Source organism: Sulfitobacter sediminivivens, from assembly GCF_042611115.2.
Taxonomy (GTDB): domain Bacteria; phylum Pseudomonadota; class Alphaproteobacteria; order Rhodobacterales; family Rhodobacteraceae; genus Sulfitobacter; species Sulfitobacter sediminivivens.
The window spans coordinates 35,889-48,569 of the sequence record NZ_JBHGAR020000018.1; the positions used below are offsets into that span (position 1 = coordinate 35,889).

Below are 12,681 nucleotides of genomic sequence, written 5' to 3' on the forward strand. Positions count from 1 at the left end.
TATTTAAGAAAGGGTGAAGCAGGGCGCTGCTCAAATTTGCGTGTGTTGCGTGGTTGTCTATGGGCACGATTATTACCGTGGATTATCAAGGCGCACCCAAAGGAGCTTGCCCCATGACCGCCCAGGACCGCCGCGATGCTGCCGCTTTATTGATCCTGCGAATTGGATTGGCGTGGTTCATTTTTCTGTGGGCCGTCCACAAGGTCATCACGCCCAAGCAATATCAGTTCCTGGCCAGGAATTTTGACGGTGTTGATCTGTCGTTAAGCCAGATTTATCTGGCCGGCGGGGTGCAGATTGCAATCTGTGCCCTGGTTGTGTTGGGGATTTTTCGATATGCCAGCTACGGCGCATTGGCGGCAATGCATTTTTATACGCTTACCCGCCGTTGGGAGGGGTTCTTTGACCCATTTGCCGTCAATGCAAAAGGTTTTCCGATCAACCGGAATCAGGTGATTGATCTGGCTGTGATGGCCGCATTTATCGCTTTGTTGCTGATGATTGCCCGTGATCATTGGAGCGTGGGTGGCTGGCTGCGCCGCAAGATGGGGGCGCGGTGGTGGCATTAGGCACGTTTTGCATGACAGGGTTGCGGGCTGTGGCCTTTTGTTAGCCGCAAGATATTGTTAGACAGGGACAAACCAGCCAAAGGTCTTTGCCATGCGTGATCTGAAAATCCCTGCCGAGCGCCACCCTGAAAAGGCCCGCAAGCCTGACAATGCGCAGCCGAAAAAGCCAAGCTGGATCAGGGTCAAGGCACCTGGCGGCAAGGGCTATGCCGATACCGCCAAGATCATGCGCGATCATAAACTGGTCACGGTGTGCGAAGAGGCGGGATGCCCCAACGTCGGGGAATGCTGGAGCCAGGGCCATGCAACGATGATGATCATGGGCGAGGTGTGTACCCGCGCCTGCACGTTCTGCAACATCGCGACCGGCAAGCCGCCGGAAGATCTGGATGTGTTTGAGCCGGGCCGCGTGGCGGATGCCGTTCAAAAGCTGGGCCTCAATCACGTGGTTATCACATCAGTGGACCGTGACGATGTCGCGGACGGCGGTGCGGAGCATTTTGCCCAGACCATCCGGGCCATCCGCAAACGGTCGCCCGACACCACCATTGAAATTCTGACCCCTGATTTTATCCGCTGTGACCCATCGGTACTTGAGATCGTGGTCGAGGCGCGCCCGGATGTCTTTAATCACAACCTTGAAACAGTCCCGGGGCTTTATCCCGAAGTGCGCCCCGGCGCGCGGTATTTCCATTCATTGCGGCTGTTGCAGCGGGTCAAGGAATTGGATCCCTCGATGTTCACCAAGTCGGGCATCATGGTGGGGCTTGGCGAAGACCGCCAGTCGGTCATTCAGGTCATGGAAGACATGCGCGCAGCTGACATCGATTTTCTGACCATTGGGCAATACCTGCAACCCACGCCAAAGCACCACCGGGTCGATCGGTTTGTACATCCGGATGAATTTGCGGCCTATGAAAAGGCGGCCTATGGCAAAGGGTTCCTGATGGTTTCGGCCACGCCGCTGACGCGGTCCAGCTATCATGCGGGCGATGATTTTGCGCAGCTGCGCGCGGCGCGCCAGAAAAAGCTGGGCATTTCCTGACAAGCTGAAATTAGCGATTGCAACCGGTCACTCGACCGCCGGTATCGCCTTGAGGTAAGCTGCAATCGCAGCCCGGTCGCTTTGTGGCAACTGGGCGAGGTTGCTGACCACTTCGGCCATCTCGCCCCCGGCACTGTCATATTCAGGTGTAAAGCCAGACGTGAAATATTCGATCAGATCTGCCTCTGACCATTCAAGCTTGGCGGGTGTGATGTTGGGAATTGTGCCTTTGCCCGACGGGTTCGGCGCGCCGGACAACCACGCATCGCGATTCAGCCCGCCAAGGGCGTTGCGCGGTGTGTGGCATTCGCCGCAATGGGCCAATCCCTCGGCCAAATACCGCCCGCGCGCAACCTCCTCAGTAAGGTCGCCATTCAGCACAAATTCATCTGACCCGAACAGCATTTTCCATAACCCCAAACCGCGCCGGATGTTGAACGGAAACGATACATCGTGCGCTTTGGAGGGGATTGCTGATGCAGGCAGGCTTTGCATGTAGGTGAAAAGGTTGATCACATCCTGCTGGTCAAGATGCGCGTAAGCGGTATAGGGGAACGCTGGATAATAATGGCTGTTGTCGGGCGAAACGCCTTTGGTCACCGCACGCGCAAATTCAGCCAAGGTCCAGGCACCAATCCCGTGAACCATGTCAGGTGAAATATTGGGGGCATAAAACGTCCCGAAATCACTGGGAAAGGGCAGACCACCGGCCAACACCAGTTTTGCATCCTCGGTGGCACCCGGAACGGCATGGCAGGACACACATCCACCAGCCGCGAAAACCAACTGACCCGCCTCGGGATCAGGGGCCGTGCCCTGACCAAAATTGGGGTCAAGGGCAGCAGGGGCCGTCAAGGCAAAAAAGCCCCCGGCGGCGATGACCGCACAGGCCAAACCTGCTGTTAGAAAACCCCGCAAGGCTTAGTTCTTTGGGCCGCGGAATGTATCGTGACATGCCTTGCAAGCCCCGCCGATGGCACCCATGCCTGCTTTTACCGCATCCAGATCTGCGGCGCCCATCATGTCGGCGCTGGCCTTTTCCAGTGCAGCGAATTTGCCTGCAAAACCTGACGCATCCGTCCAGATTTCAGCCTTGGCGCGGGATCCTTCGATGGCACCTTGTTCGGTGCCTGCGATCCACAATGACGTCCCGTCCAACTTTGCCAGCGCATTCAGGTTTGCCGCTGCTGAAGCCACTATTGCGGCGTCAAATTCGGCGTCCCCCTTGGCAATGTCACCCAACAACCCGGTATTATAGCTGATCATTTGCATCTGTGCGTGGCGGGCGGCGACCGCTTTTTCGTTCGCGGTCGCGGCAAGGCCAGCGGTTGCCACAATGGCAATGCTTAACCCGATGGCAAATGGAAGGCGCGGTAAAGATGTCATAAAGGTCTCCTCTGTTGATCCGAACCTAACATAAGGCATTCCCGCAGGAGTAAACATTTCCGTGAGCATCTGTGCCTTATTGAGAGGGGGCGAAATGATCAAAATTTGCGCGGTATCCGTTCTGCGGTGGCCCAGTCCGGCCACCAGCCCATCCATTCGAGACCCCAGATCACGGCCGCCAGTGCGATCACGCCAAACACCAGCTTGACCCGTGTGGGTGACGGGGGATTGCGCGCCCATCGCGACATGCGAAAAAGCCAATTGGGGCTCATACAAACCTTACCTTACCGATGAACGGCAGGTTGCGGTTGCGTTGGGCAAAGTCGATCCCGTAACCCACGACGAATTCGTCCGGGATTTCAAAGCCGGTCCAGTCGGCCTTCATATCGACCTCGCGACGGCTTGGCTTGTCCAGAAGCGCGATGGTTTTGAGGCGGGCAGGTTCGCGCGATTTCAGCAGGTTTGTAACATGGTGCAGCGTGTGGCCGGTATCGACGATATCCTCAACCAACAATACGTCACGTCCTTCAATTGGGCCGCGTAAGTCTTTGAGAATGCGCACTTCCCGGCTGCTTTCCATGCCATCTCCATAGCTTGACGCCTCAAGGAAATCGACCTCGATCGGAAGGTCCAACTCGCGCACCAGATCAGCAATGAACACGAATGAACCGCGCAACAATCCCACCACAACCAGTTTGTCCGTGCCTTCGAATTCGTCGTGAATGGCGCGGCACAATTCTTCGATTCGGGCGGCAATGGATTTGGCCGAGATCATCTCGTCTATGACATACGCGCGATCTGGCATGGCTTTGCCCTTGAATTTATGCAGTGAAACAGTGAGATAGGGCTAACGCTGTCAGCACCGGAAATCAATGCCTACCCATTCAGAGACCAAACCACTGCCCTACACCGCGCAACAGATGTACGATCTGGTTGCGGATGTGGGCAGGTACCCGGAATTCCTGCCATGGACTGCTGCTGCGCGCATCCGGTCCAACGAAGACCGTGGCGATCATCGGGTCATGGATGCCGATCTGGTGATCAGTTTCAAAGTGTTCCGCGAACGGTTCACCAGCCGGGTCGTGCTGTGGCCCGAGACAAAGAAAATACACACTGAGTATCTGAACGGGCCGTTCAAGCACATGTTGTCGAACTGGACGTTTGAAGACACTGATGGTGGATGCAACGTGCATTTCGATGTCGATTTTGAATTTCGCAACGCCATTTTGCAAAAAATCATTGGCGTGGTGTTCAACGAGGCGATGACCCGCGTCGTGCGTGCCTTTGAAAGCCGCGCCGCCGATCTTTATGCCCCTGTTGAGCCATGAGTGTCACGGATCAGCTGATTAAATTTGCCGCCGTGACCCCGCCAAAAGACGCGATGACGATGATGCGGCTGTCACTATTTGACTGGGCGGTATGTGGTATTGCAGGCGCGCGCGCACCGGATTTTGATGAATTTGTGGCAGCACAACTGACGCGCGGGCAGGGGCCAGCAACGGTGATTGGCGGGGGCACGGCACCTGCTGCCACTGCGGCGTTGATCAATGGAACGCTGTCCCATGCGCTTGATTATGATGACACGCATTTTGCCCATATCGGTCATCCGTCGGTCGCCGTGATCCCCGCCGTTCTGGCGCTGGCCGAAGAGGTCGACGCGCCGATGCGTGAGGTGGCTGAGGCTGCGACAATCGGTATTGAGGCGTCGATCCTCACCGGTCTCTGGCTGGGCCGTGCGCATTATCAGGTGGGGTATCACCAGACCGCCACCGCCGGGGCATTTGGGGCCACCCTGGCCACCGCGCGCCTGTTGGGTCTTGATCCGTCAGAGATGCGGCACGCACTTGGTTTATGTGCGTCGATGGCATCGGGCCTGAAGGCACAGTTCGGCACCATGGCCAAGCCGCTCAACGCGGGGCTCGCCGCGCGTACCGGGGTTGAGGCGACGCTTTGGGCTCAGGCGGGCATGACTGCGGCCCATGACGGCATGGCGGGCCCACTGGGGTTTGCCGCAACGCACCAGGGTCAAAACGAAGATATCCGTCCGGGCAAGGGCGATTGGCACATCACCACCATCAGCCATAAATTTCACGCCTGTTGTCATGGCCTGCACGCCATGCTTGAGGCATTGGGCGACCTGCGGCTGACGTCAGACGACGTATCCGGCATTCACATTCGCACCCATCCACGCTGGATGTCGGTGTGCAATATCGCCGAACCAACCACCGGACTTGCCGCCAAATTCAGCTATGCCCAGACCGCCGCGATGAAACTTGCGGGTCATGATACCGGTGCGATCGCCAGCTTTTGCGATGCGATCTGCACCGATGATGAGGTGCGTGCGCTGCGCGGAAAGGTCAAAGTGTCACAAGACGACCGTTTGACCGAAACCCAGGCGGAAATCACAGTAACCGAAAGTACCGGCGCATTGCGGCGGTTGCGGCATGATTTGATGACACCGATGAGCTTGGCAGAACGGGCCGAGAAGTTGGGCGCAAAAGGGGTTGCCTTGCTGGGCGATGCCCGCGCCGATGATCTTTGGCAGATCGCGCAGGGCGAAAACCTGCGCGATCTCACCGATCAACTGCTCATGTCATAGGCCCGTTCGCCGTGCACGCTGAGGTCGAGACCGTTGGTTTCAATCTCAAGATCCACACGCATCGGAATGATGGCCCGGCAGATCACGATCAGGCCCAGCGTGACCACCGCCGTAAACGCGCCAACGATCACCAGCGACCCAAGTTGGGCGGCCCATGTGCCAGCACCCAGCACCGCGATCATGATCGTGCCAAAAATACCACCAACACCGTGCACCGCAAAGACATCCAGCGTGTCGTCAATCTTGAACCGGTTACGGATCAGCACGACCGCTTCCTGACACAAGATACCGGCCACGGCACCGATTAGAAGCGCGGCCCATGGCCCGACAAATCCGGATGCAGGTGTGATAGAGGCAAGCCCGGCGATGGTGCCCGTCACAATGCCAACCAGTGAGGCTTTGCCAAATTTGATCCGTTCCCACAGCGCCCAAGTGAGCGACGCTGTTGCGGCAGATATATGGGTGACGGTGATTGCCATTGCGGCACCGCCATCAGCGGCCAGTTGCGACCCCCCGTTGAACCCGAACCAGCCGATCCACAACATCGTGGCCCCGATCATTACAAAACCGGGATTGTGCGGCGGCGTTGTCTGATTCTTGCGCGGTCCAAGGAAAATGGCGATGATCAATGCTGCCAGACCTGCGGTCTCATGCACCACGATGCCGCCCGCGAAATCCCTGACGCCCGTCTCTCCAAAAATACCACCATCGGCCAACATGCCACCGCCCCAGACCCAATGTACGACAGGCGCGTAGCAAATCAGCATCCACAGGCTTGAGAACAGCAGCATAAAGCCAAAGTTGATGCGTTCGACGTAGGCACCAACAATCAAGGCCGGGGTGATGATCGCGAACGTCATCTGGAACGCAAAGAACAGGATTTCAGGCAGGCTACCGCTCAGGCTGTCTGCGGTGACACCGTTCAGACCCGCCTTGGCCAAGCCGCCCCATAGCCCGCTTTCACCGGGGCCAAATGCGATGGAGTAACCGACAAAGAACCAAAGCACGCTCATCAGACAGGCGATGGCATAACAATGCATGAACACGCTCAACACGTTGCGCGCGCGGACAAGCCCACCGTAAAACAGCGCCAGCCCCGGCAGCGTCATAAACAAGACAAGGGCAGTGGCGGTCATGATCCATGCGGAATCGGCAGCATTCATTGGGGTTTCTCCGGGCAGTGCAAACAATGGGAGAACCTCAAAGCCTGCGGGGACTGCATGGGAAAGGATCAGAGCGCCGATAAATTATGCAAAACTGCAATTGCACAACATTTGGGCGGCCCCGGTGCCACGCTGCCTAATTTGAGGGCGCTTCTGCAACCGCCTTCGCCAGAAGGGCCAGCGCGTGATCGCGGGCCTTCATGCGGACCTGAGCGCGTCCCAAAGCACCAAAATCATGGGTTTCAGTGAGCTGCTTGCTGGCTGTGGCCAGACCGAAACACACGCGGCCTTCGGGTTTGTGATCCGATCCGCCGGGGCCTGCAATCCCGGTGATGGACACCGCGATCTGCGCATCTGATCGGGATAGGGCCCCTTGCGCCATCTCCTGCGCGGTCTCTTCGGACACCGCACCGTGGTCGCGCAATGTTGCGGCAGATACGCCCAGCAGGTCGATCTTGGCGGCATTGGTGTAGGTGACGAAACCGCGGTCGAACATCGCAGACGATCCCGGCAGATCGGTAAGTGCCGCAGCAAGCATGCCACCTGTACAGCTTTCTGCGCAGGTGATCATGATGCCTTTTTTGATAGCCTCAGCAAGGAGTTGGGCGGGGATGCTCATTCGGTCACGTCCCGTGATAGAGCGCCGCAAGGGCCATCACACCAATCGCGGCAAACACGCCGGCAAACACATCATCCAGCATCACACCCATCGCGTCACCGCGACGATCCGCCCAGCCTACGATCCATGGCTTCCAGATATCGAACAGCCGGAACAGCGCAAAGGCCGCGATCCAACCGGGCCACATCGCCAGAATGCTGATCTGCATCGACCACGCGGCATAGCTGAGCGGCAAGAGTGCGATCCACTGCCCGACCAATTCGTCCACGACAATCTCTGACGGATCATGTTCGTCCGACCCTTGAGTCATTGCTGCGGTTGCCCACCATCCAATTAAAAAGGCTGCGACAACGCCAAGGATCAACAACGGAAACCCGCCGATGATATGGACAAGCCACGCATAGGGCAGGGCGACCAGTGACCCCCATGTACCGGGTGCCGGACGAATGTATCCGACGCCCAAAAGGGTTGCGGTCAGTTGGACAATTTTCATGATTTCACCAATGTTGCTGTGGCCATGGCGGCGATCCCTTCACCGCGTCCGGTAAAACCAAGCCGCTCTGTTGTGGTTGCCTTGACCGACATGCGGGCAATGTCGATGTCCAAAATCTCCGCCATGAATTTGCGCATCGCAGTGCTGTGGGGTCCCACCTTGGGGTGCTCACAAATCAGCGTGCAGTCGACATGGCAAAGCGTAAAACCCTTCTCGCGAACCAACCCAACCGCATGGCGCAGAAACACGTCACTTGATGCGCCTTTCCATTGCGGATCAGAGGGCGGGAAATGTTGCCCAATGTCGCCCATCGCCAGCGCCCCGTAAATCGCGTCTGTCACCGTGTGCATCCCCACATCGGCGTCAGAATGACCGACAAGCCCCTGATCATATGGGATTTTCACGCCACAGAGCATCACATGATCGCCCGGGCCAAAGGCATGCACGTCAAAACCGTTACCAGTGCGAATGTCCATTCTGTTCTCCAATATGCGGGCCGCGCGGGCGAAATCATCTGCAGTGGTGATTTTGATGTTGTCCCCGTCGCCGGGGGTCATGGTAACGGTAATCCCAGCGGCGCGCGCTACCTCTACATCATCCAAAGCGGTGCCGGCATAGGCTTCGTGTGCGGCGCATATTGCGGCCACTTCGAAACCTTGCGGCGTCTGTGCCGCGAAAAGCCCGGCGCGGTCTGTCGTCCCGGTGATGCGGCCATCTGCCCCGCGCCAAAGCGCGTCTGTGATCGCCAGACCCGGAGCCGCCGCCGAGGCCGTGACAAGCGCGTCTAGCACGCCAGAAATCACCTGCGCCGACACACAGGGCCGCGCGGCATCATGGATCAGCACATGCGTTTCACCTCCCAGCGCAGCGAGGCCATTGCGCACCGATGTGGCGCGATCTGCACCTCCTTCGGCGATGGTGATCCCCTGATCCTCAAACGAAGCGGCATGTGCCATGTCATCAGGGTGCAGGACCACTACAATGCGGTCGATCCCCGGATGATTTTGAAAAGCGGCCACCGTGTGATCAATCACCCGGGTGCCGGCCAGCATTTGCCACTGCTTTGGCGCATGGCCGCCAGCACGGGTGCCGCGCCCGGCGGCAACGATCAGCGCTGTTGTGGTCATGGATGAGTGGCCTTTTGCATGATGTCTGTCTAGGCAAAGCAGGGCAGTCACGCAATCACCGCGATAATCTGCCCATAATTTAGGCAAACCTCGGCAAGCGATTGCTTTTTACCTGCCAATTTCATTGAGCTTGCAGCACCTTGGCGCTAAACCACCCCAATCGCCGCATGGATTAAGGATTAAGCATGTGATGCCCCCATCGCTGCCTTTCGACTCGCCTTACCCGGTTTTCCTGGCCCCGATGGCCGGAATCACCGATCTGCCATACCGAACGCTTGTCGCGTCCTTCGGTGCCGGGTTGGTGGTGTCCGAGATGGTGGCGTGCCATGAACTGCTTTGTCGCCGTCCAGGCACCCGTGAAAAAGCCGAGCTGGGCCTGGGCATTCAAGGCACCGCCGTTCAGATCGCCGGGCGCGAAGCAGAACCGATGGCCGAAGCCGCCCGAATGATCGAGGCGCGGGGCGCGCGGATTATCGACATCAACATGGGCTGTCCCGCGAAAAAGGTCACACAAGGCGCGTCCGGTTCGGCGCTGATGAAAACGCCGGACCATGCGCTGCGCCTAATCGAAGCGGTTGTGGGGGCCGTCAAGGTGCCGGTGACGCTCAAGACCCGTCTTGGGTGGGATGATACGATGCTGAACGCGACTGAGATTGCGGTGCGCGCCGAGGCGGCGGGCATTCAGATGATCACCATTCATGGCCGTACCCGGTGCCAGTTTTACAAAGGTCACGCCAATTGGCGCGCGATCCGCGAGATCAAGGATGCGGTACAGATCCCCGTGATTGCCAATGGCGATATTGTGAGTACGGCCACCGCGCGCACGGCACTTGAAGACGCGGGCGCTGACGGCGTGATGATCGGGCGCGGCGCGCAGGGCAAGCCGTGGCTTTTGGCGCAAATTGCTCACGATATTTTCGGCACCCCGGCACCCACGATCCCTTTTGGGGCGGCTTTCACTGACATGGTTGCTGGGCATTATGCGGCCATGCTGCGCTTTTACGGCAAAACATTGGGCCACCGTGTCGCGCGCAAACATCTGGGCTGGTACATGGACACATGCGGCACACCTGCCGATCTGCGCCGTGCGGTGCTGACCGCCAAAACGGTGCCACAGACGCAAGCCTTGATCGCGCAGGCGATGCAAGGGGATGCAGATATGGTGGCGGCGGCATGAAATCAGACTTGCGCATCTGGGCCTCATTGCCGGTTCCGGCAGTCATCATCGCGCCCGACGACAAGATCATCGACATCAACCCGGCCGCCGAAGGGTTTCTGAATGCGTCAACGAAATCGGTTGTGGGGGTCCCGGTCTGGGACATCATCGCAATTGATGACCCGTTCGAGGTGGCTTTTGCACGGTCGCGCGAACAGGGCACACCGCTGTTCGTGAATGATGTGGATGTGGGGTCGGGCCAACGTGCGCCTTTGCAATGCGGGTTGCAGATTGCGCCGCTGACAGAGGCACCCGGTCATATGATCATGATGATCACGCCGCGCGAATTGGCCGGGCGCATGACCCAAAATCACACGGTCAAATCCGCCGCAAAATCGGCCATCGGCATGGCCGAAATGCTGGCCCATGAGATCAAGAACCCGCTGGCGGGGATCACCGGTGCAGCACAGCTGTTGTCAATGAACCTTGCGGCGGATGAGTTGGAGTTGACGGACCTGATCGTTGCCGAAAGCCGCCGTATCGTCAAACTGCTGGAGCAGGTTGAGCAGTTCGGAAATCTGACCGAACCCGTACGCCAGCCGGTCAACCTGCACGATGTGCTGGACCGCGCACGCCGCTCGGCTCTATTGGGGTTTGGCGCGCAGATGAAGATTATCGAGGATTATGATCCCTCCTTGCCCATGGCTTTGGGCGACAAGGACCAGCTGCTGCAGGTGATCCTAAACCTGCTGAAGAACGCTTCAGAGGCTGCGGGCGAGGGCGGCGGCACCATTCGTCTGCACAGCTACTTTGAACACTCATTTCGATTGCGCCGATCTGATGGGTCCGGCCAATCGCTGCCTTTGCAGATCGAAATAATCGACGATGGCCCCGGTTTGCCCGAACACATCAAGGGTGATGTGTTTGATCCTTTTGTTTCGGGTCGTGAAAACGGCACCGGCCTTGGGCTGGCTTTGGTCAGCAAGATCATCTCGGAACACGGCGGCTGGATTTCGGTCACGTCGGTGCCTGGCAAAACCGTGTTTCGCATTTCGCTATCCCGCGCCCCTTTAGAATCGGAGAAGACATAATGGATGGTACCGTTCTGGTCGCAGACGACGACCGCACGATTCGCACCGTTTTGACCCAAGCGCTGACCCGCGCAGGATGTAAGGTGCATGCCACCTCAAGCCTGACCACCCTGATGCGTTGGGTCGCTGAGGGCAAAGGCGATTGTGTGATCACCGATGTCGCAATGCCCGATGGCAACGGGTTGGAGATGCTACCGAAGATTTCACTGGATCGGCCTGATCTGCCGGTGATTGTTATTTCGGCCCAAAATACGATCATGACGGCGATCAAGGCAGCTGAGGCGGATGCTTTTGATTATCTGCCCAAGCCGTTTGATTTGCCCGATCTGATGAAACGCACTGCGCGGGCACTGGACCGGAACGGCACGCCAAAGCGCGCTATGCCAACCGGTGATGGTGACGCTCAGGACGAACTGCCGCTGGTGGGGCGCACCCCGGTGATGCAATCGCTCTACCGCGTCGTGGCGCGGGTGATGAATGCGGATCTGCCGGTATTGATCTGGGGGGAAAGCGGTACGGGAAAATCGCTGATCGGCAAGGCGATACACGACTATTCCGACCGCCGAAGCCTGCCGTTTGTCACCGTAACAGCCGGCGATCTGCAAGACATAGAGGGGCCAGCACGGGTGCTGGCGCGGGTACGTGGGGGGACGTTACTGATTGATGAGATCGGCGATATTCCCCAGACCCTTCAGGCGCGTATTGCGCGGATGATGGATGCACCGGGTGAATACAGCCCCCGATTTCTGGCAACCAGCCAGACCGATATGGCCGCCGCGATGAAAGATGGCACATTGCGCCGTGATCTTTATTATCGGTTGTCCGGGGCAACGCTGCATGTGCCGAACCTGCGCGACCGGGTTGAGGATATTGACCTGCTTGCCACGCATTTTCTGGAGCGTGCCGAGGGCGGCAACGCTGGCGCGCGGCGTCTGTCCGAGGGGGCGATCAAAGTCTTTGCCAACTATCCCTGGCCGGGCAATGTGCGGCAGTTGGAACATGCGATGCGGCAATTGGCGCTGACCAGCCGCGCGCCCCAGATTACCCAGACCGAGGCCGAGCAGGTGCTGGGCGCGCAGCCCGATCAAGAGCCACTGCATGCCCAGGCCAGTACCGAACGTCTGGGCGCTTCGGTCGAGAGGCATTTGCGGCGCTATTTCGATCTGCACGGCACGTTGTTGCCGCCACCGGGCCTGTATGGCCGCATCCTGCGCGAGGTTGAGGCACCTTTGATTGAAATCGCTCTGGCCTCAACCGCTGGAAATCAGGCCAAATGTGCCGATCTGCTCGGCATCAATCGCAATACTTTGCGCAAGAAGATCACCGACCTCGATATAGAGGTGACACGCGGTCGTAAAATGATGTAAAAGGGCCACATAACCGTGGCCATCAGGTATCAACCCTGATCAGGACCACAAAATATGGCGGTAGGT

Annotated in this window: 15 protein-coding genes; 7 read left to right on the forward strand and 8 right to left on the reverse strand. The window is 58.4% G+C overall.

The window, feature by feature from the left end; genetic code table 11:
* Positions 1-113 precede the first annotated feature (113 nt).
* Both ACEWL3_RS16265 and lipA read left to right on the forward strand, forming a co-directional pair.
* Positions 114-569, forward strand: coding sequence for a hypothetical protein (locus tag ACEWL3_RS16265; RefSeq protein ID WP_386178646.1), 456 nt, complete (start codon positions 114-116; stop codon positions 567-569).
* A 91-nt stretch (positions 570-660) separates the two neighbouring features.
* Complete coding sequence (gene lipA, locus ACEWL3_RS16270) at positions 661-1,614, forward strand: lipoyl synthase (RefSeq protein ID WP_386178649.1); 954 nt, start codon at positions 661-663, stop codon at positions 1,612-1,614.
* A gap of 27 nt (positions 1,615-1,641) precedes the next feature.
* Here the strand turns inward: lipA and ACEWL3_RS16275 are convergent, their stop codons facing one another.
* The 4 genes from ACEWL3_RS16275 to hpt form a co-directional block, all read right to left on the reverse strand.
* A complete protein-coding gene (locus ACEWL3_RS16275; RefSeq protein WP_386178652.1) occupies positions 1,642-2,532 on the reverse strand; it encodes a c-type cytochrome in 891 nt (296 codons plus the stop codon).
* Between the two features lie 3 nt (positions 2,533-2,535).
* On the reverse strand, positions 2,536-3,000 hold the full coding sequence (locus tag ACEWL3_RS16280) for a c-type cytochrome (protein WP_386178655.1): 465 nt from the start codon (positions 2,998-3,000) through the stop codon (positions 2,536-2,538).
* A 98-nt stretch (positions 3,001-3,098) separates the two neighbouring features.
* Complete coding sequence (locus tag ACEWL3_RS16285; RefSeq protein ID WP_386178658.1) at positions 3,099-3,272, reverse strand: hypothetical protein; 174 nt, start codon at positions 3,270-3,272, stop codon at positions 3,099-3,101.
* Positions 3,269-3,805 (reverse strand): hypoxanthine phosphoribosyltransferase, encoded by a 537-nt coding sequence (gene hpt, locus ACEWL3_RS16290; protein ID WP_386178661.1) that lies wholly within the window; start codon positions 3,803-3,805, stop codon positions 3,269-3,271. Before hpt ends, ACEWL3_RS16285 begins: the two co-directional genes overlap by 4 nt.
* Before the next feature lie 67 nt (positions 3,806-3,872).
* Between hpt and ACEWL3_RS16295 the strand changes: the two genes are divergently transcribed.
* Entirely contained in the window at positions 3,873-4,328 is a 456-nt protein-coding gene (locus ACEWL3_RS16295) for a type II toxin-antitoxin system RatA family toxin (RefSeq protein ID WP_386178664.1), read from the forward strand.
* Positions 4,325-5,599: an MmgE/PrpD family protein gene (locus ACEWL3_RS16300; RefSeq protein ID WP_386178667.1), complete on the forward strand. Its 1,275-nt coding sequence runs from the start codon at positions 4,325-4,327 to the stop codon at positions 5,597-5,599. Before ACEWL3_RS16295 ends, ACEWL3_RS16300 begins: the two co-directional genes overlap by 4 nt.
* Here ACEWL3_RS16300 and ACEWL3_RS16305 read toward each other — a convergent pair.
* The 4 genes from ACEWL3_RS16305 to ACEWL3_RS16320 all read right to left on the reverse strand — a co-directional run bounded on the left by ACEWL3_RS16305 (position 5,581) and on the right by ACEWL3_RS16320 (position 9,001).
* A complete protein-coding gene (locus tag ACEWL3_RS16305; RefSeq protein ID WP_386178670.1) occupies positions 5,581-6,762 on the reverse strand; it encodes an ammonium transporter in 1,182 nt (393 codons plus the stop codon). The two genes, ACEWL3_RS16300 and ACEWL3_RS16305, sit on opposite strands and share 19 nt — an antisense overlap.
* Before the next feature lie 136 nt (positions 6,763-6,898).
* A complete protein-coding gene (locus ACEWL3_RS16310) occupies positions 6,899-7,381 on the reverse strand; it encodes a CinA family protein (protein ID WP_386178673.1) in 483 nt (160 codons plus the stop codon).
* 4 nt (positions 7,382-7,385) lie between these two features.
* Positions 7,386-7,874 (reverse strand): phosphatidylglycerophosphatase A family protein, encoded by a 489-nt coding sequence (locus tag ACEWL3_RS16315; RefSeq protein WP_386178675.1) that lies wholly within the window; start codon positions 7,872-7,874, stop codon positions 7,386-7,388.
* The gene (locus tag ACEWL3_RS16320; protein ID WP_386178678.1) at positions 7,871-9,001 is read right to left on the reverse strand and encodes a bifunctional 2-C-methyl-D-erythritol 4-phosphate cytidylyltransferase/2-C-methyl-D-erythritol 2,4-cyclodiphosphate synthase; all 1,131 of its coding nucleotides are present in this window, start codon (positions 8,999-9,001) and stop codon (positions 7,871-7,873) included. Before ACEWL3_RS16320 ends, ACEWL3_RS16315 begins: the two co-directional genes overlap by 4 nt.
* A 190-nt stretch (positions 9,002-9,191) precedes the next feature.
* On the opposite strand from ACEWL3_RS16320, the gene dusB reads away from it, so the two are divergent.
* The 3 genes from dusB to ACEWL3_RS16335 are packed head-to-tail and all read left to right on the forward strand — an operon-like array spanning position 9,192 to position 12,615.
* Entirely contained in the window at positions 9,192-10,178 is a 987-nt protein-coding gene (gene dusB / locus ACEWL3_RS16325) for a tRNA dihydrouridine synthase DusB (protein ID WP_386178681.1), read from the forward strand.
* Complete coding sequence (locus tag ACEWL3_RS16330) at positions 10,175-11,248, forward strand: two-component system sensor histidine kinase NtrB (RefSeq protein ID WP_386178684.1); 1,074 nt, start codon at positions 10,175-10,177, stop codon at positions 11,246-11,248. The genes dusB and ACEWL3_RS16330 overlap by 4 nt, the downstream gene beginning before the upstream one ends.
* Entirely contained in the window at positions 11,248-12,615 is a 1,368-nt protein-coding gene (locus tag ACEWL3_RS16335) for a response regulator (RefSeq protein WP_386178687.1), read from the forward strand. Before ACEWL3_RS16330 ends, ACEWL3_RS16335 begins: the two co-directional genes overlap by 1 nt.
* The last annotated feature ends 66 nt before the right edge of the window (positions 12,616-12,681 follow it).

What these genes read in the sequence shown, in the direction of transcription:
- dusB (WP_386178681.1), top strand. Translation starts at nt 9,192, where the DNA reads ATGCCCCCATCGCTGCCTTTCGACTCGCCTTACCCGGTTTTCCTGGCC.
- ACEWL3_RS16315 (WP_386178675.1), bottom strand. Translation starts at nt 7,874, where the DNA reads ATGAAAATTGTCCAACTGACCGCAACCCTTTTGGGCGTCGGATACATT.
- ACEWL3_RS16310 (WP_386178673.1), bottom strand. Translation starts at nt 7,381, where the DNA reads ATGAGCATCCCCGCCCAACTCCTTGCTGAGGCTATCAAAAAAGGCATC.
- ACEWL3_RS16280 (WP_386178655.1), bottom strand. Translation starts at nt 3,000, where the DNA reads ATGACATCTTTACCGCGCCTTCCATTTGCCATCGGGTTAAGCATTGCC.
- hpt (WP_386178661.1), bottom strand. Translation starts at nt 3,805, where the DNA reads ATGCCAGATCGCGCGTATGTCATAGACGAGATGATCTCGGCCAAATCC.
- ACEWL3_RS16320 (WP_386178678.1), bottom strand. Translation starts at nt 9,001, where the DNA reads ATGACCACAACAGCGCTGATCGTTGCCGCCGGGCGCGGCACCCGTGCT.
- ACEWL3_RS16295 (WP_386178664.1), top strand. Translation starts at nt 3,873, where the DNA reads ATGCCTACCCATTCAGAGACCAAACCACTGCCCTACACCGCGCAACAG.
- ACEWL3_RS16335 (WP_386178687.1), top strand. Translation starts at nt 11,248, where the DNA reads ATGGATGGTACCGTTCTGGTCGCAGACGACGACCGCACGATTCGCACC.
- ACEWL3_RS16330 (WP_386178684.1), top strand. Translation starts at nt 10,175, where the DNA reads ATGAAATCAGACTTGCGCATCTGGGCCTCATTGCCGGTTCCGGCAGTC.
- ACEWL3_RS16305 (WP_386178670.1), bottom strand. Translation starts at nt 6,762, where the DNA reads ATGAATGCTGCCGATTCCGCATGGATCATGACCGCCACTGCCCTTGTC.
- ACEWL3_RS16285 (WP_386178658.1), bottom strand. Translation starts at nt 3,272, where the DNA reads ATGAGCCCCAATTGGCTTTTTCGCATGTCGCGATGGGCGCGCAATCCC.
- lipA (WP_386178649.1), top strand. Translation starts at nt 661, where the DNA reads ATGCGTGATCTGAAAATCCCTGCCGAGCGCCACCCTGAAAAGGCCCGC.
- ACEWL3_RS16265 (WP_386178646.1), top strand. Translation starts at nt 114, where the DNA reads ATGACCGCCCAGGACCGCCGCGATGCTGCCGCTTTATTGATCCTGCGA.
- ACEWL3_RS16300 (WP_386178667.1), top strand. Translation starts at nt 4,325, where the DNA reads ATGAGTGTCACGGATCAGCTGATTAAATTTGCCGCCGTGACCCCGCCA.